At 70.5% G+C, this 26,254-nt stretch carries 19 protein-coding genes; 11 read left to right on the top strand and 8 right to left on the bottom strand.

Features of this window, described 5'->3' with window-relative positions:
• Positions 1–162 precede the first annotated feature (162 nt).
• Positions 163–687, top strand: coding sequence for an acetyl-CoA carboxylase biotin carboxyl carrier protein (gene accB / locus CVO96_RS08435; protein ID WP_103311850.1), 525 nt, complete (start codon positions 163–165; stop codon positions 685–687).
• Positions 688–797: 110 nt separating this feature from the next.
• A complete protein-coding gene (gene accC, locus CVO96_RS08430) occupies positions 798–2,144 on the top strand; it encodes an acetyl-CoA carboxylase biotin carboxylase subunit (RefSeq protein ID WP_103311849.1) in 1,347 nt (448 codons plus the stop codon).
• A 169-nt stretch (positions 2,145–2,313) separates the two neighbouring features.
• Here accC and CVO96_RS08425 read toward each other — a convergent pair whose 3' ends face one another.
• The gene (locus CVO96_RS08425; RefSeq protein WP_103311848.1) at positions 2,314–2,622 is read right to left on the bottom strand and encodes a hypothetical protein; all 309 of its coding nucleotides are present in this window, start codon (positions 2,620–2,622) and stop codon (positions 2,314–2,316) included.
• A gap of 123 nt (positions 2,623–2,745) precedes the next feature.
• Between CVO96_RS08425 and CVO96_RS08420 the strand changes: the two genes are divergently transcribed.
• Both CVO96_RS08420 and rnr read left to right on the top strand, forming a co-directional pair.
• Positions 2,746–3,543 carry an exodeoxyribonuclease III gene (locus CVO96_RS08420; RefSeq protein WP_103311847.1) on the top strand — a complete coding sequence of 266 codons (798 nt, stop codon included), beginning with the start codon at positions 2,746–2,748 and terminating at the stop codon, positions 3,541–3,543.
• A 988-nt stretch (positions 3,544–4,531) separates the two neighbouring features.
• Entirely contained in the window at positions 4,532–8,293 is a 3,762-nt protein-coding gene (gene rnr / locus CVO96_RS08415) for a ribonuclease R (protein WP_423739375.1), read from the top strand.
• Positions 8,294–8,363: 70 nt separating this feature from the next.
• On the opposite strand, the gene CVO96_RS08410 is transcribed toward rnr, so the two are convergent.
• Both CVO96_RS08410 and CVO96_RS08405 read right to left on the bottom strand, forming a co-directional pair.
• Positions 8,364–9,449, bottom strand: coding sequence for an App1 family protein (locus tag CVO96_RS08410; RefSeq protein WP_103311846.1), 1,086 nt, complete (start codon positions 9,447–9,449; stop codon positions 8,364–8,366).
• A gap of 46 nt (positions 9,450–9,495) precedes the next feature.
• Positions 9,496–10,338 (bottom strand): SDR family NAD(P)-dependent oxidoreductase, encoded by an 843-nt coding sequence (locus CVO96_RS08405; protein WP_103311845.1) that lies wholly within the window; start codon positions 10,336–10,338, stop codon positions 9,496–9,498.
• A 64-nt stretch (positions 10,339–10,402) separates the two neighbouring features.
• Between CVO96_RS08405 and CVO96_RS08400 the strand changes: the two genes are divergently transcribed.
• Positions 10,403–11,638 (top strand): S8 family serine peptidase, encoded by a 1,236-nt coding sequence (locus CVO96_RS08400; protein ID WP_165795245.1) that lies wholly within the window; start codon positions 10,403–10,405, stop codon positions 11,636–11,638.
• Positions 11,639–11,712: 74 nt separating this feature from the next.
• A complete protein-coding gene (locus tag CVO96_RS21055; RefSeq protein WP_165795244.1) occupies positions 11,713–11,883 on the top strand; it encodes a hypothetical protein in 171 nt (56 codons plus the stop codon).
• On the opposite strand, the gene CVO96_RS08395 is transcribed toward CVO96_RS21055, so the two are convergent.
• Positions 11,864–12,727, bottom strand: coding sequence for a hypothetical protein (locus CVO96_RS08395; RefSeq protein WP_103311844.1), 864 nt, complete (start codon positions 12,725–12,727; stop codon positions 11,864–11,866). The genes CVO96_RS21055 and CVO96_RS08395 overlap by 20 nt on opposite strands.
• An 80-nt stretch (positions 12,728–12,807) precedes the next feature.
• Between CVO96_RS08395 and CVO96_RS08390 the strand changes: the two genes are divergently transcribed.
• Positions 12,808–13,446, top strand: coding sequence for an HAD family hydrolase (locus CVO96_RS08390; RefSeq protein WP_165795243.1), 639 nt, complete (start codon positions 12,808–12,810; stop codon positions 13,444–13,446).
• On the opposite strand, the gene CVO96_RS08385 is transcribed toward CVO96_RS08390, so the two are convergent.
• The 3 genes from CVO96_RS08385 to aceE all read right to left on the bottom strand — a co-directional run bounded on the left by CVO96_RS08385 (position 13,421) and on the right by aceE (position 18,734).
• Positions 13,421–13,936, bottom strand: a complete 516-nt coding sequence (locus CVO96_RS08385) for a DinB family protein (RefSeq protein ID WP_103313372.1) — start codon at positions 13,934–13,936, stop codon at positions 13,421–13,423. The two genes, CVO96_RS08390 and CVO96_RS08385, sit on opposite strands and share 26 nt — an antisense overlap.
• 85 nt (positions 13,937–14,021) lie before the next feature.
• Positions 14,022–15,884 carry a dihydrolipoyllysine-residue acetyltransferase gene (aceF, locus tag CVO96_RS08380; protein WP_103311842.1) on the bottom strand — a complete coding sequence of 621 codons (1,863 nt, stop codon included), beginning with the start codon at positions 15,882–15,884 and terminating at the stop codon, positions 14,022–14,024.
• A gap of 123 nt (positions 15,885–16,007) precedes the next feature.
• Positions 16,008–18,734: a pyruvate dehydrogenase (acetyl-transferring), homodimeric type gene (aceE, locus tag CVO96_RS08375; protein WP_103311841.1), complete on the bottom strand. Its 2,727-nt coding sequence runs from the start codon at positions 18,732–18,734 to the stop codon at positions 16,008–16,010.
• A 131-nt stretch (positions 18,735–18,865) separates the two neighbouring features.
• On the opposite strand from aceE, the gene CVO96_RS08370 reads away from it, so the two are divergent.
• On the top strand, positions 18,866–19,807 hold the full coding sequence (locus CVO96_RS08370; protein WP_103313371.1) for a LysR family transcriptional regulator: 942 nt from the start codon (positions 18,866–18,868) through the stop codon (positions 19,805–19,807).
• Here the strand turns inward: CVO96_RS08370 and CVO96_RS08365 are convergent.
• Complete coding sequence (locus tag CVO96_RS08365; RefSeq protein WP_103311840.1) at positions 19,785–20,234, bottom strand: hypothetical protein; 450 nt, start codon at positions 20,232–20,234, stop codon at positions 19,785–19,787. The two genes, CVO96_RS08370 and CVO96_RS08365, sit on opposite strands and share 23 nt — an antisense overlap.
• A 766-nt stretch (positions 20,235–21,000) precedes the next feature.
• Between CVO96_RS08365 and CVO96_RS08360 the strand changes: the two genes are divergently transcribed.
• The 3 genes from CVO96_RS08360 to CVO96_RS08350 all read left to right on the top strand — a co-directional run bounded on the left by CVO96_RS08360 (position 21,001) and on the right by CVO96_RS08350 (position 26,205).
• The gene (locus CVO96_RS08360; protein WP_165795242.1) at positions 21,001–24,207 is read left to right on the top strand and encodes an ATP-binding protein; all 3,207 of its coding nucleotides are present in this window, start codon (positions 21,001–21,003) and stop codon (positions 24,205–24,207) included.
• A gap of 113 nt (positions 24,208–24,320) precedes the next feature.
• Entirely contained in the window at positions 24,321–24,776 is a 456-nt protein-coding gene (locus CVO96_RS08355) for a cupin domain-containing protein (RefSeq protein WP_103311838.1), read from the top strand.
• Positions 24,777–24,804: 28 nt separating this feature from the next.
• Positions 24,805–26,205 (top strand): FAD-binding oxidoreductase, encoded by a 1,401-nt coding sequence (locus CVO96_RS08350; RefSeq protein ID WP_103311837.1) that lies wholly within the window; start codon positions 24,805–24,807, stop codon positions 26,203–26,205.
• Positions 26,206–26,254 lie beyond the last annotated feature (49 nt).

Below are 26,254 nucleotides of genomic sequence, written 5' to 3'. Positions count from 1 at the left end.
CCCCTCCCTCCCGGACGTTAGACTCGGTTCACACAAACGGGCGTTAGGCGGGCGGTGACACTCCGGCCGGCCCGGCGCAGGGCATCATGAAGCCCGCAGCACACCCAGACCAGCACACCCGATCCGTACCGTTGCCAACAGCGCACCACCCAAGGAGGGGCCATGAACCCGGACGACCTCAAACAGATTCTCAATGCCCTCAGCGCCGCCGACGTGCGCGAATTCGCGCTGCGAACCGGCAGTTTCGACCTGTCCCTCAAGCGCGGTCCACAGGCGGCCAGCGGCGCCACGAGCGGCCCGGCCCCGGTCGCTGGCCCCGCGCCCCTGGCGGCGCCCAGCGCTCCGGCCGGCCCTGGCGCCCCCACTCCGGCTGTGGGCGCGGCGTCAGACGCCGCCCCCCAGGCCGCCCAGGCGACCGACCTCCCGATCACGCCGCCCAAAGTGCCCACCCCCGGCACCCCGGTCAAGGCCCCCATCGTCGGCACCTTCTACGCGTCGAGCAGCCCGGACGCCCCCGCCTACGTCAAGGTGGGCGACACGGTGGCCGCCGGACAGGTGCTGTGCATCATCGAGGCCATGAAGCTGATGAACGAGATCGAGGCCGAGACGGGCGGCACGGTGCGCGAGATCCTGGTCAAGAACGCGGAGCCCGTGGAATACGGGCAGACGCTGTTCATCATCGAGTGAGGATGCAGATGGCAGACGGCGAATGGCAGATGGCAAACAGCGCTTTGGCTTCGGCCTGAGCGGTCTTTGGCCATCGGCTCTCTGCCCTCTGCCTCTTGCCGGAGGCAAGCATGTTCAAGAAGATCCTGATCGCCAACCGGGGCGAGATCGCCCTGCGCGTGATCCGCACCGCGCGGGAAATGGGCGTCAAGACGGTCGTGGTGTATTCCACCGCCGACGAGAAGAGCCTGCCCGTGCTGCTGGCCGACGAAAGCGTGTGCGTGGGGCCGCCCGCCAGTAACCAGTCGTACCTCAACATCCCCAACATCCTCTCGGCCGCGCTGATGACCGGCGCCGAGGCGATCCACCCGGGCTACGGCTTCATGGCCGAGAACCCGGATTTCGCCGAGATGTGCCGCGAGCACGGTATCCAGTTCATCGGGCCGACGCCCGAGAGTATGCGGGCCCTGGGCTCGAAGGCCGGTGGGCGCGAGATCGCCGCGCTGAGCAAGGTGCCCGTGGTGCCCGGCACCGGCGTGCTCGACGACACCGACGCGGCCCTGCTGGCGGCCAAGCAGATCGGCTATCCGGTGCTGCTCAAGGCCAGCGCGGGCGGCGGCGGGCGCGGCCAGAAGGTCATCCGCACCCAGGACGAACTCGCCAAGGGCTTCGCGCAGGCGCAGGAGGAGGCGCGGCTCTACTTCGGCGACCCCGCGATCATCATGGAGAAATTCCTCGAGGAGTTCCGCCACGTCGAGGTGCAGGTCATGGGCGACGGCCAGGGCCACGTCATCCACGTCGGCGAGCGCGACTGCTCGATCCAGCGGCGCAACCAGAAGCTGATCGAGGAGGCGCCCAGCACCCTGCCCGAGTCGCTGCGTCAGGAAATCCTGGCGGCAGGGGTGCGCCTCGCCCGGCACGTCAACTACGCCGGCGCCGGCACGCTGGAGTTCATTCTCGACCGCGAAGGCAACTACTACTTCATGGAGATGAACACCCGCATCCAGGTCGAGCACTGCGTGTCCGAGATGATCTCGGGCCTCGATCTGGTCAGGATGCAGATCGAGATCGCCGCCGGCCAAGGCCTGAGCCTGCAGCAGGAGGACGTGATCCTGAAGGGCCACGCCATCGAGTGCCGCATCAACGCCGAAGACCCGGACAAGGACTTCCGCCCGGCCGCCGGCAAGATCGACGACGTGCATTTCGCGGGCGGCCCTGGCGTGCGCGTGGATACGCACACCTACAGCGGCTACGTGATTCCGCCCCACTACGACTCCCTGATCGGCAAGCTGATCGTGTGGCACGACAGCCGCGACAAGGCAATCGCCCGCATGAAACGCGCCCTGGAAGAGACCGTGATCCAGGGGCCGAAAACGACCATCCCGCTGTACGTGAAGATCATGGATAACCCGTTCTACAAGCGCGGCGCCGTGATGACCAACTTCCTGAAAACCAGGATGGAAGCGCCGGGGGCGTAGGTAACGCGGGGGGCCGGGAGCAGGGGGCTGAAACGGGCCCCGCTCCCGGCCTCCGGTTGTCCTGGGGAACAGAGACCGCTCCGGGCCGGCGAGGCCAGCCAGGGCCTCCCGATGCCCGGACACGACCTGAGCGGCGGGGGGAACCTCGCCGCTCAGTGCTGTTCAGACCTTATTTGTCGAATTTGCCGTAGCCGGCGGCGCTGCGGCGGGCGGCGCCACGGGCATAGTCCATCTGCATCTCCACGGTCTCGTGCTTGCCCTCGGTGAAGGTCGAGTCGTGAATCCAGTAGTTGAGCCGGTTGTCGCCGAGCTGCACCCACAGCTTGTGCTCGTCCTCGGGATCGCGCCAGAACGCGACCTGCTCGAAATCGTTGGCCTGCGCCCACTGCTGGATGTCCTTCAGAACGCGCTCGGCCTTCGGATGGGTCATGCGGAACTCCTGACCGTCGGATTCGTTGAGGAACTTGATGTCAATCATGGTTCATCCAGCCTACGCCTGCGTCTCAGGAAACGGTTTTGAGTTGGCTGAACGTGTCTTGAACAAGAGACCCGGTACAAAAAGAAACCGGCGTCCGCCTTCCATCCGGTATCCTCGTCGGGCATGACTGCCCAGCTTCGTGTGGCCCGACTCCCCATGGCCCAATCTCCCCTGAAGGTCACGACCCTGAACGTGAACGGCATCCGCAGCGCCCTGAAAAAAGGGCTGGTGGACTGGGTGGCGCGGGAGGCCCCCGACGTCCTGCTGCTGCAGGAAGTGCGGGCTGATCCCCACCCGGAGGCCCTGGCGCACCTGGGTTACGACAGCGCCTGGTTTCCGGCGAACAGGGCGGGCTACAGCGGCGTGGCGATCCTCTCGCGCCGGGGCCTCACCGACGTGCGCGCCGGGATGCCCCACGAGGAGATGGACGCCGAGGGCCGCGTGCTGAGCGCCGTGGTGGAGGGCGTGCGCTTCGTCAGCGTGTACCTGCCCAGCGGCAGCTCGGGCGAGGAGCGCCAGGGCTTCAAGAACCGGATGCTGGGCGACTACCAGACCTGGGTCTCCGGCCTGCTGGCCGAGGGCCTGCCCACCGTGCTGGGCGGCGACTACAACATCGCGCACCGGGAGATCGACCTGAAGAACTGGCGCAGCAACCAGAAGAATTCCGGCTTCCTGCCCCACGAGCGCGAGTGGATGAGCATGCATCTGGAGGGCGGACTGGTGGACTGTCACCGCGCGCACCTGGGAGAGGCCGCCGAATACACGTGGTGGAGCAACCGCGCCGGAGCCTACGCGAACAACGTGGGCTGGCGCATCGATTACCTGCTGGCCTCGGGCGTGGCGGTGAGCGGGGTGAGCGTGGATCGGGAGGCCCGCCTGAGCGACCACGCGCCGCTGAGCGGCTGGGTGCGGCGGGATTGACCGCAGCGCACAGATCAGCGCCGGAACGCCAGCTCTGCCGCGCGTCCCGGAGTGGTTCGCCGCGGGGCGGGAGCACCGGAGGCGGACATCGCCCCTGTTCCAGCGCCTGATGTGAACTACAGCGCAGACTGTTCCAATCGCCGTTTTTTCTCCCTCCTCAAGACACGTGATGTGAAATGCGAACGGAGTCGCCCGGATCCCTTCCTTTTCTCCCTGCCTCCGTGTGGGGGGACTGGAACAGCTCGCAGAGAGGGCTGGGGACTTGAAAAGCTGCGAAGCAGAGGGGGGACGGGCGCCGCTCGCCATCGTGCCCGACGACCAATGCACAGTCTGCGTCCGATGGTCGGTGGTCTCGTTTCACATCAGGCGTTTCCACCCGGCAGCGCTCAGAGCTGGCCGAATCCAAAGCGGCGGCAGGGCGTCCATCCCGTCCTGCGTAACGATCCCGTCAGACAGGGCGTGTTATGCTGGCCTCGCTGCCGGGTACAGGACAGCGCCCCCACAACAGCCAGACGGGCCGTGGGTCATGGCGCGGCCCGAGGAAGCGAAAACCAGTTCCCGTGAGCGGAAGGGCGTGCGGCGCTTGGGGCCCCTTGGCCCAATGCAGATGATCCGGTGCAATGTGACCCGGCGACCGCGTGCCAGACGAGTGTAAACCTCACGGGCGCGTCCTGATCCACCAGGTGCGTTAATGCCGAAGAAAAAGCAGGATACGGCGCAGGAGGCTTCACCGCCCAGCGCCCCGTCCACCAAGACAGCCAAGCGTCCATCAGGCCAGCGGCCCGAAGTTGCCGCGCCCACCCCCAAGGCCGCCGTCCGTGCTCCGGCGAAGGCAGCCGGAGCGGCCCGTCAGGTGCCTGCCCAGAAGGCCGCCACGCCTGCCCACAAGCCGGCGAAGGCCCAGGCCGCGCCTCCAGCACCAGTGACAGCAGCACCGGCGATGCCAGACCCAGCGATGGAAGCCGCCAGCGTCGTTGCGGCCGAGTCGATGCCGGTCGTCACTCCGGAAAAACCCGCCCGCAAGCCCTCGCGTGCGGCGAAACCGGCGTCCGGGGCGCCGGTGTCACCACCCGTCTCCCCACAGGCCAGCGAACCTGAAGTGCCGGCCACGCCGGCCGGCGCCCGCAGATCCAGAACCGCGAAGACCCGGAACCAGCCCGAGGCTGTGCAGACGCCCCCTGTGCAGACGCCCCCGGCGGAGGCGAAGGCCCCGGCCCGCCAGAGCCGGAAGGCGAAGGGGCAGCCCGCCGTGGAGGCCGCCGAGCCTCTGCCAGTCAACGCGGTTCAGCCTGAGTCCGTCCGGCCCGCCCCCACCAGAACCGCGAAGTCCACGCGCCGGACGAAGGCCAGCGGCACCGGGCCTGCAGCGGGTCAGGCGCTGTCGGCCGCCCCTGCGCTGGCCGAGCCCATGGCCGTGGAGCCCGATCCGGCCGGCGCCGAAGCGGCGGCCCCGACGGCCCCGCTGATTCTGGAAGTCCCCAAACGCAAGAGCGGGCGGGGCAAGAAGACCCTCCCCGAAGCGCCGCTGCCCGACGTCCTGAACGGGGTCGAGGCGGTCAATGCCGAGAAAGGTGGGCCTGAAGCGGGTGGAGCGGCCGACGCTTCGGTGCCTCAGGTCGTGACCCGGGCCCATGTCCGGCCGCTGGTCGACATGCCCGGCGAGGACGACGGCGAGGAGATCATCCCGGCCCCCCGCTCCAGCCGCAGGCCCCGGCGTGAGGCGGCCCCCGCCCCCACGCCCGAGGACACCGCCGAGCCCGTACAGACCTCGGGGCAGACCTCTGGTCAGGTGCCCGCCCAGGACGCGAATCCGGAATCCGAACTGGTCATCGCGCAGCTCCGCAAGCTGGGCCGGCCCCTGCACGTGCGCGATCTGGAGCGCACCTTCACCCGCCAGATGCTCGACCGCCTGGGCGACTGGCGCGACCTCGAACGCCTGCTGGACGAGCTGACCGAAACCGGGCAGGTCATCCGAACCCGCAAGAAGACCTACGGGCTGCCCGAGGCCATGAGCCTGGTGCGCGGGCGGTTCCAGGCGTCGGCGGCGGGCTTCGGCTTCGTGGTGCCCGACTCCGGCGGCGACGATTTCTACATCCCGGCCGAGCAGACGCTGGAGGCCTGGAACGGCGACATCGTGCTGGTGCGGATGGAAGGGCGCGGCGACACCGGCCGCAGCGAGGGAGGCCGTGGCCCCAGGCGCGGCCAGAAGGGCGACGGCTCGCCGCGCGCCTCGGTGGTGCGGATCGTGCAGCGCGCCTACAAGCAGCTGGTCGGCACCCTGGAGTTCCACCACGGCCACCCGATCCTGAAGCCCGACGACCACCGCGCCCGGCACCGCATTCTGGTGCTCCCGGAGGGCCTGGACGGGCTGGAGGCCGGCGCCCGCGTGGTCACCGAGCTGTACTGGCCCGAGAACACCGGCGAGGACGAGGTCTTCGGCCAGATCAAGCGCGTGCTGGGCGCCGAGGACGATCCCGAGACCGAGACCGAGGCGGTGATCGTGAAGTTCGGCCTGCGCGGCGAGTTCCCGGACGAGGTCGTGCAGCAGGCGAACGCCATCCCGGCGCAGATCCCGGAGGAGGCGCTGGTGGGCCGCCTCGACCTGAGGAGCTTCAACATCTTCACGGTGGACGGCCGCGACGCCAAGGATTTCGACGACGCCATCCACATCCAGCCCACGCCCGAGGGCACCTTCGTGGTCGGCATCCATATCGCGGACGTCAGCCACTACGTGCAGGAGGGCACGCCGCTGGACGAGGAAGCCTACGCCCGCGCCACCTCCGTGTACCTGCCGGGCCGGGTGCTGCCCATGCTGCCCGAGCACCTGAGCAACGGCGTGTGCTCGCTGGTGCCCTACGAAGACCGCCTGACCATGACCGCGCTGGTCGAGCTGTCGGCCGAGGGCGAGATCCTGAAGGTGCAGATCGCGCCCTCTGTGATCAACTCCAAGGCGCGCCTCACCTACGACGAGGTGCAGGCCTATTCGGAAGCGACCGCCACGCTGCCCGAGGCCGCCCGCGCGCTGGAAGGCGACCTGCACCTGCTGCTCAAGATCACCTCCAAGCTGCGCCAGAAGCGGCTGCGTGAGGGGTCGCTGGACTTCAAGCTGCGTGAGGTCAAGGTGGACGTCGGGCCGGGCGGCAAGATGGAGCTGATCCCCATCCGCGAGGAGACGGCGCGCGGCATGATCGAGGATCTGATGCTGCTGGCGAACAAGGTGGTCGCCCGGTTCCTGATCGAGCGCTCCATTCCGGCGCTGTTCCGCATCCACGAGGAACCCACGCTGCAGCGCTTCCAGGATGTGACGAACGCCATCGGGCGGCTGGGCTTCTCGTTCCCGGGCGGCGAACCCACCCCGCAGGCGTATCAGGCCGTGCTGAAGCAGGTGCGCGGCACGGGGCGCGAGAGCATCGTGAACACGCTGCTGCTGCGTTCCATGCAGCAGGCCAAGTACGCCGGCGAGAACCTGGGCCACTTCGGCCTGGCCTTCGGCGAGTACCTGCACTTCACCAGTCCCATCCGCCGCTACCCCGACCTGCTGGTTCACCGCGTCCTGCGCGGCGTGCTGAGCGGCGACCTGCGCGCCGGCAACCGCGAGGTCGGGGCACTGCAGGCCCGGCTGCCGGGCATGGGCGACCACACCAGCGCCCGCGAGCGCACCGCCGCCGAGGCCGAGCGCGACCTGACCAAGTACTACCAGGCCAAGTGGGCGCAGGAGCACCTGGGCGAGTCCTTCCCCGGCAACGTCTCGGGCGTGACCGCCTCGGGACTGTTCGTGGCGCTGGACAACGGCGTGGAAGGCAAGCTGCACATCTCCAACCTCGACGACGACTACTACGTCTTCCTGGAGGACGCGCAGATGCTGCGGGGGCGCAGCCGGGGCCGCTCCTTCCGCCTGGGCGACTCCATTGACGTGACCATCAGCGCCGTGAAACCCCTGGCCCGGCAGACCGACCTGACCGTGGCCGACCCCAGCGACCCGGACTACAAGCCCGGCAGCTACCCGCAGGAGAACGATATGGATTCACCCGTGAAAGTCCGCGCCCGCCGCCGCGAAGACCGCGAGCAGGAAAAGCAGCAGCGCCTGAAAGACGTGCCCGTGAGCGAGCCCAAGAAGTTCACGCTGGACGACCCCGACGAGGGGAGATCGGCGCTGGCGCCCGCCCGGCCGGGTGGGCGCGGCGCTCAGGGCGCCCGGCCAGCAGGCTCACAGCCGGCAGGAGCACAGCCGCGCCCCCAGCGTGGCCGCACCTTCGGCGGCGTGCCGGTCGACGGTGGACGTGGGGAGGGCGGCCGGTCTGAAGGGGGCCGCGCCGAAGGCGGCGGACGCGGCGCGCGGCGCGTGATCACGCTGGAGCGCCCCCGCAACGAGCACCTGCGCCCGGTGAACATCACCGTGCAGCGCATGTATTTCGGAGACTGGACGCTGGAGAACATGCCGCCCGAGGAGCCGCAGGGCGGGCGGGGCGGCGGCCGGCCGGGCGGCAGCCTGGGCGAACGCGGGGGCCGGGGCTTTACGCGCGGCGGCAACGACCGGGGCGCCCATGAGCGGGGCGGCGAGCGCGGCGGCCAGCGAGGCGGCAGCCGGCCCCAGCCGGCCCAGCCGGCGCCGCGTCAGGCACCGCAGGCGGTGGCCTCGGCTCCGGCCGGGGGCGCCTCCGCGCAGGGCGGGGACGAGGCCAGCAAACGCCGCCGCCGCCGCCGGGGCCGCCGGCCGGGCGGCAGTGGCGGCGGCGCCCCCACCGAATAAAGTCCTCTGGGCACAGCGGGCGGAGTCCACTTGACTCCGCCCGCTGTGCTGTTCAGCGTTCCCCCTCTCCCTACGTCCGCTCCACACTCGCCAGCACGCTGCGGTAGCCGTCGGGGTCGATCAGGCCCAGGCTCATGGCGTGGCCGGCGGCGTTCAGGCTGTCGGGCGAGAGCACCATCGAGACCCCGGCGCGGCGCACCTGCTCGCGCAGCTCGTGCACCCCGGCGTCCCGGTGGGCCTCGGTGACGTCGCGGATGTACACGGCCAGCACCCGGTCCGGGTACTTCCGGACGACCTCGGCATAGATCTCCGGGTCTTTCTCGCCGCTGTCGCCGATCAGGACGAAGGACAGCGCCGGGTAGCGCTCGAAGATGGTCTCGATGACCCCATGCTTGTAGTGGCCGTGCCCGGCCAGCAGATCGACTCCCCAGTTGCGCAGGAACAGCGGCCCCAGCGGAATGTGGCGGTAGTGGAGGAAGCTCAGCAGCAGGTCGAAGAAGTTCCAGGGGCTGCTGGACACGTAGAAGATCGGGTTGCGCTCCTGCTCGGTGCGGATCAGGGCGCGGTAGAGCGTGCTCACGCCGGGAAAGGGCGAGCGGGTCTGGGCGTTGCCGGTCAGGACGGTCAGCAGCATGCGCGGCAGGCTGGTCACGTCCGACTGGATCACGGTGTCGTCCAGATCGCTGATGATGCCGAAGCGGGCCTGCGAGACCACCTGCACGCGGCCGGTGGTGCTGCCCTCGCGGCCGTCCAGGCGCAGGGTCGCCTCGTGCCAGCCCGCCGAGAGGGGCGCCGGCAGCGTGAACTCCAGCCGGAAGTAGCCGTCGTGGTCGCTCACCGCGCTGGCCTGCACGCCGTCCAGCACGCCCGTGACCCGGATCCCGCCGACCTCGCGCGAGAACAGCCGGCGCAGGGCGTTGCGGACGTTGCGCAGCCGCGGATCGCCCTGCTGGGGGGGCCGCATGGTGCGGGGCAGCAGCACCCGCCCGGACAGTTCCACGCGCTGCGGGGTGCCCCAGCCCACGTAGGGCTGCAGCAGCAGCTTGCCCCGAGCCCGGCGCGGCTGGAGGTAGCCGCTGACCGCCTGATCCGCCGCGCTGACCCCGCGTTCCAGCAGCGGCACCACCGCCTTGAACGCCGTCTTGAAGGGCAACATCCGACCAGTGTAAGGAGAACGCCGGGACGGAACGCCGGGGACGGTTTCAGGCTTTCTTATCCTGCCCGGACTGATTCTGCCCGGGGCGCCCGTGCCCGTAGCGCCGCGCGATCACGATCCGGCGCACGATCAGGTCGGCCAGCGCGGGCAGCAGGGCGTCGAGCAGCACCAGGGCACGGTACGCCCCCGGCACGACCACCTCACGCCTCGGGCGCTCCAGGACGCCCGCGACCGCGCGGGCCACCACCTCCGGCCCCGGCATGGGCAGCCGGGCACGGGCGGTCATCTCGCTTTTCACGAAGCCCGGGGCGACCAGGCTGACCTCCACCCCGCTGCCCAGCAGCTCGCGCCGGAGCCCCAGCGAGAAGCCGCGCAGCCCGAACTTGGAGGCCGAGTACATGCCGTTGGTGGCCGCCCGGCCCGCCACCGAGCCGATGTTCACGATGTGCCCGCTGCCCCGCGAGCGCATCTGGGGCAGCACGAGCCGCGTGAGTTCGACGGGCGATTCCAGATTGACGCGCACCACCCGCAGCGGATCGGGGTCATCCCACCACCAGCCCTGCTCGACCGTGACCCCGGCGTTGTTGACCAGCACGTCGACGTGTCCGAAGTGCTCGTGGGCGGCGCCGATCAGGGCGCGGCGCGAGGCGTCGTCGGTGACGTCGGTGGGCACGGCGATCACGCGGGCGCCGGTCGGGTCGAGTTCACGGGCCAGCGCCGAGAGCGGGTCGGCCCGCCGGGCGGCGAGCACGAGCCGGTAGCCTCGCGCCGAGAGTTCGCGCGCCGTGGCCGCGCCGATCCCGCTGGCCGCGCCGGTCAGGACGATCACCGCGGCGTAGGGGGCTGGCTGACGGGGGGGAGCGGGGGACGTGGGCCGGGGTGCGGTCATGCTGTGATGGTATGCCCAAGCGGCGCTCAGGCGGGCGTCAGACCCAGGCGCGAGACTGGCGGGAATGAAGCGCTCTGCCCGGTCTCGTTCCCGTTCGCGTCAGGTCGCCCTGGGCGCGGCCCTGCTGGGCGCCGCGCTGCTGGGCTTCGGCGCCCAGGGCATCAAGCTGATGCCGATTGCTCCGCCGAGTACGCCCAGGCCCGCGCCAGCCCCCGCTCCGGCGCTGCCGGAGATCCCCCCGGCGCCGGCTTCCCCGAGCGCCCCACCGGAGATCAGGCCCGTGGCGCCCGCTCCCGTCTCCCCTCCCCCCGCGTTCCGGCTGCCCACCGATCCCCTCTTCCCCCGCCAGTGGGACTTGCGCGCCATCCGGCTGCCGGAGGCCTGGGTGCTCTCACGGGGCGGCCCGGTCACGGTGGCGGTGCTGGACACCGGCTACGTGGCGTCGCCCGAGCTGACGGGCCGGGTCGTGAACGGCTACGACTTCGTGAGCGACCCCCGGCGCTCCGGCGACGGCACGGGCCGCGACGCCGATGCCAGCGGCGTGGGCGAGTACGCTTACCACGCCGAGGTGGTCGCCAACCTGATCGCGGCGGCGCACGACGGCCGGGGCATGGCGGGCATCAACCCGCAGGCCCGGGTGGTGCAGGTGCGCGTGGCGGGCACCGACGGACAGATCGACGTGCCCGATCTGGTGGACGGAATGAAGTGGGCCGCCGGCCTACCGGTGAGCGGCGCGCCCCTCAACCCCCACCCCGCCCGGCTGCTCAACCTGAGCCTCTTCGCGGACTTCATTCCACTGACCGGCTGCGACAGGCGCGTGCAGGCCGCCATCGACGCCGTGACGGCGAAGGGAGCGCTGGTGGTCGCCGGGGCCGCCAACGACGGCGCCAATTCGGCGGGCTACTCGCCGGCCGGCTGCCGCAATGTGCTGACCGTGACCAGCGTGACCGAGCAGGGCACCCGCCCCGGCTACGCCAACTGGGGCGCCAGCGTGGCCCTGGGGGCGCCGGGCGGTGAGGTCGGCCACGGTATCCCCGCCAGTTCCCTGAGCGGCCCCGGCGGCGAGCGCAGCCCGAACGGCACCTCCTTCGCCGCGCCGCACGCGACCGGGGTCGCCAGCCTGCTGCTGGGGGTGCGCCCGAAGCTGAGCCCCGCGCTGCTGCGCACCTACCTGACGGGCACCGCCACCCGCTTCCCCGGCGGCCAGTGCGACCCCCTGCCCGAACGCAGCTGCGGCGCCGGCACCCTGAACGCCGAGGCGGCCCTGCGAACGGCGCTGGGCTCCAGTCTTGGGAAGTAGCTGGCTGAATGTAGGGGTTGGGGCACGGTCACGCCCGCCCATCCCCGCTACCTTGGGGGCATGAGGTTCTCAACGTGAATGCGCCCGCCTGGCGGGTCTGGCTGGTCGTGGCCCTGGTCTGCGGCTGGGGCATCCTGACCATCCGTTTCGCGCAGCGGGAGCAGTGGCCGATGGCCGGCCTGTGTGCCCTGCTGATGATCGTCAACGGCATTACCCTGTGGCGGCTCACGAGGAACGGCAAGTAGCGGCGCCCGCCAGCAGTGTCCGCCGCGTCAGATGCCAGCCCGGCGTCCGGCAGCTCCGTTTGAGGGTCGGCACGTCCAGCACGACCCGGGGTGTCATCCACCCCTGAGACGGCTTATGCAGCGCCCAGCCGCCGCCCAGGGTGATGGCCGCGTGCTGCGCGAGCCCGTCCACGCTGCGCCAGACGAGCAGCGTGCCGGGCCGGTCGTCCTGTCCGGCGGGCCGGGTGCGCTCCCGCAGGAACGCCTCGAAGGGCTCACGCTGCATCCATTCGCGCTCGGCCCCCACCACGCCGGCCGCCGCCATCACGGTGCCGAAGCAGTTCGGGCCGCTGCCCGCCGGGAAGGTGCCCGCCAGTTCACGGGCCCCGGGCAGCGTGGGCGCCGCCGCCTGCCAGATCGGCTCCGGCACGTCGGCCCGCCGACAGGCCGGGCGGCCGTCCGAGACGAGGCGGGCCAGAACGGCGGGAGTCAGCCACTCGGGCCGCCACAGGAAGCGGGCGGGCACCGGTGCCGGCAGGAGACCGGCGTACTGGCGGCGTAGCGGCAGATTGCCGCGCCCGTGCCGGAGCTGCGCATGCAGCAACGTTCTCTGCCGGGGCGGGGGCAGCGCGTCCCACTCGTCCAGGGTCAGCCACGCCACGCGGTCGGCCTGCGCCGAGACGTTCCAGGCGGTGAAGGTGTCGCGCTCCTCGGGCGTGAGCCGGGCGTCGGCGCGGGCCAGCGTGTCCAGCGCCAGCGCGTCCGCCTCTGCCCGGGTCAGGAAGAAGGGCTGGCGCGGCGGGGCGAGCCAGGATCGCCAGCGCCCCAGGAGGGCCGGCGGGGCGGGAATGTTCAGGACGTGCATGGGGAGAGTCTGGCACTCGGACAGATGCTGCGCCCTGCCAATGGGCCTGGTGACCTTCTGCACTCTGTAGGCTGAAGGCCGTGATCGACCTCCTCCGTTCCCTCCTGGCCGGGGAGCCGCCTCCCCTCACCGCAGACTCCAAGACCCACGTCCTGCTGCTCGATGTGGACGGGGTGCTGGTCACGCCACCCGAGTGGTTCGGCGTCAGACTCCGCCGGGAGAATGCCGACCTCACGCGGCAGTTCTTCGAGACCGCCTTCCATTCGGCCAGCACCGGCCGGAGCGACCTGAAAGACCACCTGCCCGCCTTCATCGCCGCGCTGGGCCGCTCCCAGAAGCCCGACGACTTTCTGCACGAGTGGCTGGAGTCCGAGAACCACCCCGACCGGGCGCTGCTGCGCGAAGTCCGCACCTTACGGGCTCAGGGCTGGCGCACTTACCTCGCCACCAACCAGGAGGCCCACCGCACCCGGCACCTGCTGGACGTGGTGGGGCTGGGAGCGGTGGTGGACGGCCACTTCGCCTCCTGCGCGGTCGGCCACCGCAAACCCAGCCCGGACTATTACGCGGAGGTGACCCGCCGCCTGGGCCTGGAGCCGGAACAGATCGTGTTCTGGGACGACAACGCGGAGAACGTTCGTGGGGCCAGGGAGGCCGGGTGGCAGGCGCGGCTGTACACGGACGTGGGCGGCTTCAGGAGGGTGATGGGCCTGGGCTGACCTCGCCGGGCAGCCCCAGGTCGGTGTCCGGCCCCGGCGGGTAGGGGTGGCCCAGAATCCGGCCCATCGTCAGCATCTGGCCCTTGTGGTGGAACTCGTGCGTGAGCGGGTGCATGACCAGCCAGCGCTGGGTCACCCGCAGGACTTCGTGTTCCAGTTCCAGGTCGAACGGTTCATCCGGGGTGGTGAACTGCTCGAAGGCCCGTTCCAGCACAGCATCGACGTCGGCGTACACGCTTCGCATGGCGGCCACATCCGGGACTCTGGTTTGGAACTCGCCCCGGGCGTACTGCGGCAGCTTCAGACCGCGCGTGCCCAGCCAGATCAGGTAACAGTCCGCGATATGCGCCTGCACGTTCCGCAGGCTGCCGTAGGCGAAGTCCGGGCGTTCCAGGGTATACACGCCACCCGGGAGCGACTCGGCCCAGGCGAACAGCCGCTCGCGGGAGAATTTGACCCAGGAGTAGAGGGTACGGAGGTCAGGATTCATGGGGGCAGTGTAGAAGGTGGGCAAAGCAGAGACCCCCGCCACACGGACGGGGGTCTCCTCTTTCGCCTTCAGCCCTCTGCATCCCTTACAGCGAGATCAGGAACGGGTCTTCCAGCGCCTCGCAGATGAAGCGCACGAACCTCGCGGCGTCGGCGCCGTCGATCAGGCGGTGATCGTAGGTCAGCGACAGCGGCAGCATGTTGCGCGGCTCGAAGGTGCTGGTCTCCTTGTTCCACACCGGTTCCATGCCGCCGCGCGACACGCCCAGGATGGCGACTTCGGGGGAGTTCACGATGGGCGTGAAGGCGTGCCCGCCGATGCCGCCCAGATTGGAGATCGTGAACGTCGCGCCCTGCATCTCGTCGGGCTTCAGCTTGCGCTCGCGGGCGCGGCCGGCGAGTTCGCTCAGTTCCAGCACGAGTTCAGTGATGCTCTTGCGGTCGGCGTCCTTGACCACCGGCACCAGCAGCCCGACTGGCGTATCGACCGCCACGCCGATGTTCACGTAGTCCTTGAACACGACCTGCTGGGCGTCCAGATCCAGGCTGGCCCCGAACTTGGGGAACTGGCGTAGGGCGTTCGCCACGACCTTCATCAGGATGTGGGTCATGGTCAGCTTGCCGCCGGCCTTCTCCACGCGGGCACCGAAGCGCTTGCGGGTCTCCTCCATCGCCGTCACGTCGGCCTTATCGAAGTGCGTGACCATGGGAATCGAGGTGCTGGCGGTCATGGAGCGCACGGTCGCCTTGCGGATGCCGGACATGTCCTCGCGCTTAACTGTGCCCCATTTTTCGAAGTTGGGCAGCGGTGCCGAAGGCGGAAGGCTGATGGCAGAAGGCTGAGCCGCTGGAGCTTGGGCCGCTGGAGCCGACGCCGCCGCGGGGACACTCGGCGTGCCGGCCTGGCGGCGCACGTCCTCCTCGCTGATCCGGCCGGCAATGCCGGTGCCGTGGACGTCGTGGATATCGACGTGCAGCTCTCTGGCCATGCGGCGCACAGAGGGGGCGGCAGGCACCAGGGGGCGGCCGTCGTAGGCCTGGGTGTTGTAGGGGCGGTTGGCGCCGGGCGCCTGGGTGGGCGGGTCGGCGCGCTGGGGCGACTGGCCCGCCGCGCCGGCGGGTTCGGGGCGCTCAGTGCTCAGCGTCGAGACGGGCGGGTCGGCCTGCACGGCGGGGGGCGGCGAGGCAGGAGCCTGAGCCGACGCGGCGGGCGCGGGGGCCGCTGCCGGGGCCGCACCTGCTGCCCCTGGCGTGGCCCCACCCAGGGTGGCGATCACGCCGCCGACCTTCACGGTGTCGCCGACCTTGACCGCCACGCTCTGCACGGTGCCCGCCGACCCTGCCGGCACCTCGATCACCGCCTTGTCGGTCTCGATCTCGATGATGGGCTGGCCCTCGGCCACCGTGTCGCCCTCCTTCACGAGCACAGTGACCACCGTGCCCTGCTCGATGTTGTCGCCCACGTCGGGCAGGGTGAGCTGGGTGCCGGAGGCGGCAGGCGCGGGGCTGGTCGCCGGAGCGCTCGCGGCGGGAGCCGAAGCAGGCGGCGTGCTGGGCGCGGCGCCCGTCTGCGCCTTCTGGCTGGCCTGCTGCGCCTGCGCGACCTCGTTGGCCTTGCCGGCGTCGGCCGCGGTGGCGCTGCTCTCGGCCTGCGCGGCCTCGTTGCCGCCGCCCTGAGCGGGCGCTGCGTCAGCGGAGGCTGGGGCAGCCGTCCCGCCGCCCAGCGTGGCGATCACGCCGCCGACCTTCACGGTGTCGCCCACGTTCACGCTCACGGCCTCGACGGTGCCGCCACTCTCGGCCGGCACCTCGATGACGGCCTTGTCGGTCTCGATCTCGATGATGGGCTGGCCGGCCTCGATGGTGTCGCCGGGCTTCACGAGCACGGTCACGACCGTGCCTTGTTCGATGTTGTCGCCCACGTCGGGGAGTTTCAGTTCAGTGGCCATGTGGGGCTCCTTTGGGGATGCAGAAGGCAGAAGGCGAATGGCAGAAGGCGAAGGATGGAGAGCTCGGGCTGAGGCGAATATTTAGCCTTCTGCCTTCTGCCATCGGCCTTCCGCCCCTGCGCCTCAGCGCAGGACAGGCGCTTCGCGTTCCGGGTCGATGCTCAGGTCGGCGATGGCCTTGGCCACGACCTCGCCCTTGACCTTGCCGTCGCGCTGCAGGGCGTAGAGGGTGGCCAGCACCACGTGCCTGGTATCGACCTCGAAGAAGTCGCGCAGTTCCTCGCGGGCCTCCGAGCGGCCGAAACCGTCGGTGCCCAGCGTCCAGAGCTTGCGATCGAGGTGTCCGTTCAGGCCGTCGGCGCCGAGTTTGATGTAGTCGGTGACCGAGATCAGCACGCCGGGGGCGTTCTCCCTGCTGAGCTGCTGGGCCACGTAGGGCACCCTCGGGGTCTCGGTGGGGTGCAGCATGTTGTGGCGCTGGGTCAACAGGGCGTCCTGATGCAGTTCCTTGTAACTGGTCACGCTCCACAGGTCGGCGGCCACGCCATAGGCCTCCAGCGCCTTCACGGCCTCCTGGGCGGCACCCATCGCGGGGCCCGACGCCAGGAGCTGCGCCCGCAGCTTGCCCTTGCTCTCACTCTTCTGGAAACGGTACAGCCCCTTGATGATCCCGTCGTGGATCTCGTCGTGGCTGCGGCCGTCGGCGGGCATGGGCGGCTGCACCTCGTTCTCGTTGTCCACGGTGACGTAGTAGAACTCATCGATGCCGTCGACGTACATGCGCTGGATGCCCTTCTCGATGATCACGGCGAGTTCGTAGGCGAAGGCCGGGTCGTAGACCTTCAGGTTGGGCACCACATACGCCTGGAGCAGCGAATTGCCGTCCTGGTGCTGGAGGCCCTCGCCCGCCAGGGTCGTGCGCCCGGCGGTGGCGCCCAGCAGGAAGCCGCGTGCGCGCTGGTCGGCGGCGGCCCACACGAGGTCGCCCACGCGCTGCATCCCGAACATCGAATAGAACACGTAGAAGGGGATGGTGGGCACGCCGTGGTGGGCGTAGGCGGTGCCGGCGGCGATCCACGAGGCCATCGCGCCGTCCTCGGTGATGCCCTCTTCCAGCATCTGGCCGTCGATGGACTCCTTGTAGGCCATCAGCGAGCCGCTGTCCACGGGCGTGTAGGTCTGCCCGCGCGGCGAGTAGATGCCGATGCGCGGCACCAGCGCGTCCATGCCGAAGGTGCGGGCCTCGTCGGGCACGATGGGCACCACGAACCTGCCGATCTCCTTGTCGCGCAGCAGCTTGCTCAGGATGCTCACGGCGGCCATGGTCGTGCTCACCGCGCGGTCTTTGCTGCCGCCCGCGAACTCCTCGTAGAACTCGCCAGTGGGGATGGCCGGGTGCGGGTACTCGACCTTGCGCGCGGGCACCACGCCGCCCAGCGCCGCGCGGCGTTCCAGGGTGTACTTCACCTCAGGGCTGTCCGGGCCCGGGTGGTAATACTCCATGTGCTCGACCTGATCGTCGGTCAGGGGCAGCTCCAGCAGGTCGCGCAGGTTCTTCAGGGTGGAGAAGTCCAGCTTCTTCACCTGATGGGCCACGTTGCGGGCCTGCGCGCTCTCGCCCAGGCCATAGCCCTTCACGGTGCGCGGAATGATGATGGTCGGGCTGCCCTTATGCTCGGTGGCGGCCTTATAGGCGGCATAAATTTTGTGGATGTCGTGGCCGCCGCGGTTCAGCAGTTCCAGGTCGGCGTCGCTCCAGCCGTCGATCAGGGCCTTGAGTTCGGGCGTGTTGAAGAACTTCTCGCGCAGCTCCTTGCCGCCGAAGGCCGCGTAGCGCTGGGATTCACCGTCCACCAGCAGCTCGAAGCGCCCCACGATCGCGCCGTTGTAGTCCTTTTGCAGCAGTTCGTCCCACTTGGAATCCCAGATCACCTTGATGACGTTCCAGCCGGCGCCGCGGAACAGCGCCTCGAACTCCTGGATCACCTTGGAGTTGGCGCGCACCGGGCCGTCGAGGCGCTGCAGGTTGGCGTTCAGCACGAAGATCAGGTTGTCGAGGTTCTCGTAGGCGGCAAAGCGGATCGCGCCGATGCTCTGCGGCTCGTCCATCTCGCCGTCGCCCAGGAAGGCCCAGACCTTCGCGTCGCCTTTCGGCTTCAGGGCGCGGTTTTCCAGGTACTTGATGAATCTGGCCTGGTAGATCGCCTGGATCGGCCCCAGGCCCATGCTCACCGTGGGGAACTCCCAGTAGTCGGGCATCAGCCAGGGGTGGGGGTAGCTGGAGAGGCCGGCGCCGTCTGGCTGCAGCTCGCGGCGGAAGCGGTTCATGCGGGCCTCGTCGAAGCGGCCCTCCAGGAACGAGCGGGCGTACACGCCGGGGCTGGCGTGGCCCTGGTAGAAGATCAGGTCCCGATCCTGCCCGGCGCCGTGGCCCCGGAAGAAGTGGTTGAAGCCCACCTCCAGCAGCTCGGCGGCGGAGGCGTAGGTCGAGAGGTGCCCGCCGATACCGTCGGACTTCTTGTTGGCCTTGATGACCATGACCACCGCGTTCCAGCGAATGATGTTGCGGATCCGGCGCTCGATCTCCGGGTCGCCGGGGTACTCGGGCTGCGCGTCGGCGTCGATGGTGTTGATGTACGGCGTGTTCTGCTTGAAGGTGATCGGCGCGCCGTGGAAATAGGCGTAGTGGTCGAGTTCCTCCAGCAGCTCGGCGGCGCGGTTGTCGCCCGCGTCGGCGAAGACGTAGGCCAGCGAGTCGAGCCACTCCTGCTTCTCCACGGTGTTGAGCTGCTCCCGCTCCTGGGCGGGCAGGCCGGCGCGGGGCGGCCTGTTGGGGGGAGTTTTCGTCATCCTGGCAGTCTAAGCCTGCCGATTCCACACTTCCAACAGCCCATTCTTCAGAGATTCACCAGCCCTGGTGGTCAGTGTGGCAAGCTGGGCCCACCGATGCCCACGTTGCCCCCCGGTGTGCCCGCGTGACGGTGGAACTCCGCCACCTGCGTCATTTCGTCGCGCTGGCCGAGGAGGAACATTTCGGCCGAGCCGCCGAGCGGGTCTTCGTGGTGCAGCAGGCGCTGAGCAATTCCATCCGCAATCTGGAAGACGAGGTCGGCGTGCCGCTGGTGCTGCGAACCACCCGCCGCGTACAGCTCACCCCCGCCGGGCAGGAGTTCCTGATCGGGGCGCGGCAGACCCTCAGCCTGGCCGCCCAGAGCGTGGAGCGCGCGCGCCGCGCCGCGCGGGGCGAGGTCGGTCGCCTGACCGTGGGCTTCGTCAGCGGGCTGGCCTTCGGCGGGCTGCCGGAGATCGTGCGGAGGTTCCGCGAGCTGTACCCGAACGTGTCCGTGGATCTGCGCGAGCTGACCGCCCAGGAGCAGGAGAGTGCGCTGCGCGGCGAGGCCATCGACGTGGGCCTGATGCTGCTGCCGGTGCGCGACCCGGCATTCGATTCGCGCGCGCTGTGGCGCCAGCCGCTGGTGGCCGCGCTGCCCGCCGAGCACCCGCTGGCCCGGCGGCGCAAGCTCAGGATCGGCGACCTCGCCCACGAGCCCTTCGTGTTCTTCCCGCGCCAGATCCGCGCCACCTACTTCGATCAGGTGATGCGCTGGTGCGCGGCGGCGGGCTTCACGCCCCACGTCGTGCAGGAGGCCATCGAGGTGCCCACGCTGCTCTCGCTGGTGGCGGCGGGCATCGGCGTGTTCCTGCCCATCGAGTTCTTCTCGCGCCTGTCGCTGCCCGGCGTGGTGTACCGCCCGGTCGAGGGCGCGCCCATCGTGGAGATCGTGGCCGTGTGGCGCCGCGCCGAGGGGAACAGCCCGGTGGTGCGGGCCTTCCTGAGCGTGGCGGCGGAGGTGCTGGAGGCTCAGGTTCGACCCGGCGGCCCGGTCTCCCCGGCAGGAGTCAGAGCGTCTGGGCCACCATGAAGACGAGCAGGGCGCTTCCGGCCGTCCATGACACCACGCGGGGCAGGTTGTCGCGCACCAGACCATCGATCAGGCGAGGCGACTTGCCGCCGCGATCCAGCGCCGTGTGTTTGGGCACCTCCAGCGCCACCGTGGTGATCAGGATCACGGCGGCCAGCGCTCCACACGCCAGCGCCGCCCAGAACGGCACGGTAGCGGGCCGGACGAACACCAGCGCCAGCGCCAGCAGACACGCCACCACGGCGGGAATCACGAACACGGGCATCAGGCGGCGCCCCGACGCCTGGTGGAAGGGCACGAACTCGGCCTCACCGACCAGGTGGTAGGTGGGATAGGCCACGCCCTGCAACATCCACGAGCCACCGGTGCAGAAGAGGAACAGCACCGTGCAGGCATAGAGCACCAGATGCGCCGCGTCCGTATTCATGGGAACCTCCTGCCTCAGCTTAAGCAGCGCCGTCCTCCGTGTCTTCCGCCGAAAGGCCAGGGCCGGCACAGACCGGCTTCCGCGCCATTTCGTGACATCAATGGTTTGAACCGTTTTCAGATGGAGGTGCGGGTGATGATGACCACAGCGTCTTTCGCCCCTCCCCCTTGAACGCTTGATATGCAATGAGAAGTACCGGCGACGGACACGGGATGGGCAATGAGCGTCCAGTCCGGGGGCGAGCTTCGCCCGCCACCCCCTCTGCTTCGCAGCTGTTCAAGTCCCCAGCCCTCTGTGCGAGCTGTCCCAGTCCCCCACACGGAGGGAGGGAGCAAAGGCCGTGATTCGGACGACTGGGTTCGCATTGCACATCACGCGTCTTGAGGGGGAGGTTGGGACTCGGAGAGCTGCGCAGCAGAGGGGGTGAGAGGACATGGCGTTCCAGACGGTACGTTGAGCCTTCCTCTGGGATGGCGTTCTGCAGCTGTTCACATCATCGGACATCCAGAACAGCACCGGATGTTCCTCTCCTGCGGCGCCCTGCGAGTCCAGAGCGCTTCAGTCCGTCCTCTTCCCTTCCCGGCTTCGCCGCTCCGCGAGTCCTCATGGTCGGATGGATGCCGAACCCAGAAGCGATGGCCTTCGAGAACCGGGATTAGGATGGAGGAAACGCACTCAGGGCACCCGGGCCCGGGGAGGGGGATCAGCGCACAGGAGGGGGGCTTCCACGCCAGAACTTCAGGTTGAACTCTTCGGCACCCTGCGGATGACCGTTCAGGGCCACCCGGTCACGCCCCCGCTCGCCGCGCGACAGCAGGCCCTGCTCGCCTGGCTGCTGCTGCACCCGGGCGCCCCCCACCCCCGCAAGGAGATCGCCTTCGCCCTCTGGCCCGATTCGGCCGAGGCGCAGGCCCAGACCAACCTGCGCCGCGAGCTGCACCACCTGCGGCGGGCCCTGCCCGGGGGTGGGCCGGAGAGCGGGCGCTATCTGGAGGTCACGGCCCACACCCTGGGCTGGCGTCAGGACGCGCCGTACCGCCTGGACGTGGCCGAGTTCGAGCAGGCGCTGGGCAGCGGCCCGGACGTGCCCACCGCTGAGTTGGAACGGGCCGCCGGCCTGTACACCGCCGACCTGCTGCCCAGCCTGGAGGGCGACTGGCTGGAGCCCCACCGGCAGGCGCTGCACGCGCGGGCGGTCGAGACCCTGGAGGCCCTGAGCACGCGGCTGGAGCAGGCCGGCGAGCCCACGCGCGCCCTGCACACCGCCCGGCAGCTGCTGGCGCTGGAGCCGCTGCGCGAGAGCGTGTATGCCCGGATCATGCGGCTGCAGCTGGAGATGGGAGATCCTGCGGCGGCCCGGCAGACCTACGCGCGCTGCGTGGACGTGCTGGCCGCCGACCTGGGCGCGCGGCCGGGCCGCGCGCTGCAGGAGGTCTACCGGGACGTGCTGGCTGCCACCGACGCCCCGCCCGCGCCGCCGGGGGGCCTGCCGCTGATCGGCCGCGGGCGCGAGTGGCCGCAGGTGCTGGGCGTGTGGCGAACGGCCAGCCTGGGCGCGGCGCGGGCGCTGCTCATCGCCGGAGAGGCGGGCATCGGCAAGACCCGGCTGGCCGAGGCGCTGCTGGGGCTGGCCGAGGCCGAACAGGCCCGCACCGCCCGCAGCCGCTCCTACGCCGCCGAGGGCCGACTGCCCTACGCCCCCATCATCGACTGGCTGCGCCAGCCCGCGCTCCAGGCGCAGCTGCCCGAACTGGAGGCCCCCTGGCGCGCCGAACTGGCCCGCCTGCTCCCGGAACTCGCCCCCAGCCGATCACAGGGCCGACCGGCGATCAGCGCCCAGCCCACCAGCGAGGGCTGGCAGCGCCAGCGGCTCTTCGAGGCCCTGGCCCGCGCCGTCCTGCGGGGCGGCCCCCTGCTGCTGCTGCTCGACGACCTGCAGTGGTGCGACCGCGACACGCTGGAATGGCTGCACTACCTGCTGCGCTTCGACCCCCAGGCCCCGCTGCTGCTGCTGTGTACCCTGCGCCGCGAGGAACAGGACGCGACCCCCGCCCTGCGCGGCTTTCTGCGCGACCTGCAGCAGGGCGGGCGGCTGGAGCGGATCGACCTGGGGCCGCTGTCGTTCGGGGAGAGCAGCGCGCTGGCGGCCTCGATCCTGACCCGGGAGCTGAGCGAGCAGGCTCAGGCGCAGCTCTTCGAGGCCACCGAGGGCCAGCCGCTGTTCATCGTGGAGGCGGTGCGCGCCGGACTGGCGTCGGGCACGCCGAACCTGGAAGCGTCGTCGCGGGTGCAGGCCATCATCACTGCGCGCCTGGAGCAGCTCTCGCCGGCCGCGCGCAGTGTCACGGGCCTGGCGGCCACGGTCGGCCGGGCCTTCGAGGTTCGGGTGCTGCGCCAGGCCAGCGATCTGGACGAGGAGGAGCTGACCGGGGCGCTGGACGAGCTGTGGCAGCGCGCCATCATCCGCGAGCAGCCGCAGGGGGCCGGGGCCTACGACTTCACCCACGACCGGCTGCGCGAGGGGGCCTACGCCGAGCTGAGCCCGGCCCGCCGCCGGCTGCTGCACCGCCGGGTCGCGCAGGCGCTGGAACGCCAGCACGCGGACGATCCGGGAGCGGTGGCCGCCCAGCTCGCCGCGCACCACGAGCAGGCCGGGCAGCCCGGCGAGGCCGTGCACTTCTCCCTGCTGGCCGCCGAGCGCGCCAACCGGGTCTCGGCCAGCCAGGACGCCACACTGCAGGCCAATCAGGCGCTGCGCCTGCTGGAACGCTTGCCCGCCAGCCCGGCGCGCGACCGCTCCGAACTCTCGGCGCACAACAGCCTCGCCGCGTCGCTGACCGCCCTCAGGGGCTTCACGCCCCCCGAGCTGGAGGCCACCCTGAACCGCGCGCTGGAGCTGGCCCGCGCGCTGGGTGACACCCCGGCCACGATCCGCATCCTGTGGGGGCTGTTCGCCCTGCATCTGGTGCGCGGCAACGTCCGGCTGGGCCGCCGGCTGGCCGAGCAGGCCATGACCCTGACCGGCGAGGATACCGGGCTGCTGATCGACATCCACATGGCGCTGGGCGGCGGGGATCAGACCGAGGGCAGGCTGGCCGCCGCCGCCGAGCATTTCACGGTCGCCAACCAGCTCTACCACCAGCACCGCCACCGCCGCCTGCTGTTCGGGGCCGACGTGGGCGTGTTCAGCCTGGCCTGGGGCGCGCATGGCCTGTGGCTGCAGGGAAGCATCGAGGCCGCCCGCGAGCAGGTGACGCGGGCCGCCGCCATCGCCGCCGAACTCGGCCACCCGTTCACCCAGATGCAGGCGTGCGCCTACCGCGCCATCTCGCACCAGCTAGAGGGCGACCTGGACGCCGCCTGGGCCGCCGCCGAGGCCACCGTGGCCGGCTGCGAACGCCACGACATCGCCTACTACCACGACTGGGGCGTGATCGTGGGCGGCTGGGTCATGGCCCAGCGGGGTGACGTGGCGGGCGGGCTGGCGCGGATCCGGCGGGGGCTCGACGCCCTGCGGCGGCAGAACGCCGCCCTCCGGCTGCCCTATTACCTCGCGCTGCTGGCCGAGGTTCAGCTGCTGGCCGCTCAGCCGCAGGCCGCGCGGGCCACCCTGGACAGCGCTCAGGCCGTGGCCCGCCAGAACGGCGACCTGTGGTACCTGCCCGAGGTCTACCGCCTGCACGGCCTGCTGGACACGGCCCACGCCCGGGAGCGCTTCGAACAGGCGACCGGGCTCGCCCGCGAACAGGGTGCCCGCTCGCTGGAACTGCGGGCATTGACCAGTCTGGCGGCGCATCTGCGGGGCGCCCAGGGCTCCGCGGCGCAGCTGGAGGGCGCCGTCCAGACCTTCCCGGCCGACCTCGACACGCCCGACCTGACGCGGGCCCGGCAGCTGCTCCGGACGCTGGCGGAACGCCCGACGTTCCTGGCCGGCGACGATGACCAGCTCCCCGATCCTCTCCGGAACGCCTGAGCGAACGCTCCCGGAACGCCCCGACTCCTAGGCTCTGGGCACGGAACATCACATCCCGTTCCGTCTCGGCCCGCGCTGAAGCCCCTTTGCAGCCATGGAAGGAGTCGGTCTCTATGTCCAAGCATCGTCCGATCCTGTTCGCCCTGGGCGCCGCCCTGCTGTGGGCCGGACTCGCCCGCAGCCAGGGGGGCCTGAACCCAGCCACCCTGAAGTGGGGAGCCGCGCCGCCCTTCCTGCCCGCTGGCGCCCAGTTCGCGCTGCTCGACGGCGACCCGGGCCAGGACACGCGCGTCACGCTGCGCCTGAAGCTCCCCGCCGGCTACCAGATTCCGGCCCACTGGCACCCCACCCAGGAGGACGTCACGGTGATCTCCGGCAGCCTGAACGTGGGCATGGGCGACAGGCTCGACCAGAAGGCGGGCACGCTCCTGAAGGCGGGCGGCTTCGTGGCGCTGCCCCCGAAGATGAACCACTTCGTCTGGACGGATCAGGACACGGTCGTCCAGGTGCATCTGCAGGGCCCCTTCGAGATCACCTACGCCGACCCGGCCACCGATCCCAGGAAGTGAGCCCGGCACCCCCACCCAGGAGGACAGCATGACCCGCGTCGAATCCAGCCCCACCAGCCTGAACCTGAGCGCCCTCCAGGCCGCCCTGCGGGGCGAACTGATCCAGCCTGCGGACAGCCACTACGACGAGGCCCGCGCGCTGTTCAACGGCATGATCGACAAACGTCCGGCCCTGATCGCACGCTGCACCGACGTGGCCGACGTGATGGCCGCGCTGAACTACGCGCAGGAGAGGGGCCTGCGCGTGGCCGTCCGGGGGGGCGGGCACAACGGCGGCGGGCTGGGCAGCGTGGACGGCGGGCTGGTCATCGACCTGGGCCCCATGAACGGCGTGCGGGTCGATCCCGTGAAGCGCACCGTGCGGGTCGAGGGCGGCGCGCTCTGGGGGGCGGTCGATCACGCCACGCACCCCTTCGGGCTGGCCGTGCCCTCGGGCATCATCTCCACGACCGGGGTGGGCGGCCTCACGCTGGGCGGCGGCCTGGGCTACCTGACCCGCAGGCACGGCCTGACCATCGACCATCTGCTGGAGGCCGACGTGGTGCTGGCCGACGGCCGACTGGTGACCGCCAGCGAACAGGAACACGCGGATCTGTTCTGGGCGCTGCGGGGCGGCGGCGGCAACTTCGGGATCGTCACGTCGTTCCTGTTCCAGGCGCAGCCGGTGGGCACGGTCGTCGGCGGGCCGACCCTCTGGCCGCTGGAGATGGCCCCACAGGTGCTGCGCTGGTTCCAGGCCTTCATCCAGAACGCCCCGGACGGCCTGAACGGCTTTTTCGCCCTGCTGACGGTGCCGCCGGGGCCGCCCTTTCCCGAGGCGCTGCACCTGCAGAAGATGTGCGGCGTGGTGTGGTGCTACGCCGGCCCCCAGGAGCAGGCGGACGCCGTCTTCGAGCCCATCGCCGCCTTCGGCCCGCCCGCGCTGCACGGCGTGCATTCCATGCCTTTCCCGGCGCTGCAGTCGGCCTTCGACGGGCTCTACACCAAAGGGCTGCAGCAGTACTGGCGCGCGGATTTCTTCAGGACTCTGGACGACGCGGCCATCGACGCGCTGTGCGCCCAGGGCGCGGCCCTGCCGACCCTGCACTCGACCATCCACCTGTACCCGGTGGGCGGAGCGGCCCACCGGGTCAGTCCGGACGCGACCGCCTGGAGCTACCGCGACGCGGACTTCGCCGCCGTGTACTACGGCGTCGATCCCGATCCGGCGGGGGCGGGCACGATCACCGACTGGACGGTGCAGACCTTCGATCGGCTGCACGGATACTCGATGGGCGGCGCCTATGTCAATTTCATGATGGACGAGGGCCAGGAGCGCGTGAAGGCCACCTACCGGGACAACTACGGGCGCCTGAGCCGCGTCAAGGCCAGGTACGACCCGCACAACGTCTTCAGCGTGAACCAGAACATCCGGGCGAGCGCAGGGTAGGAGTGGGCCGGCCTCGGCAGGGGGGCCCGGGCGGGGCCGGCACGACGGA

Origin of the sequence: Deinococcus koreensis (genome assembly GCF_002901445.1) — a bacterium.
Taxonomy (GTDB): domain Bacteria; phylum Deinococcota; class Deinococci; order Deinococcales; family Deinococcaceae; genus Deinococcus; species Deinococcus koreensis.
Note: the sequence above shows the minus strand (reverse complement) of the source record. Positions and strands in the feature narration are given on the sequence as shown.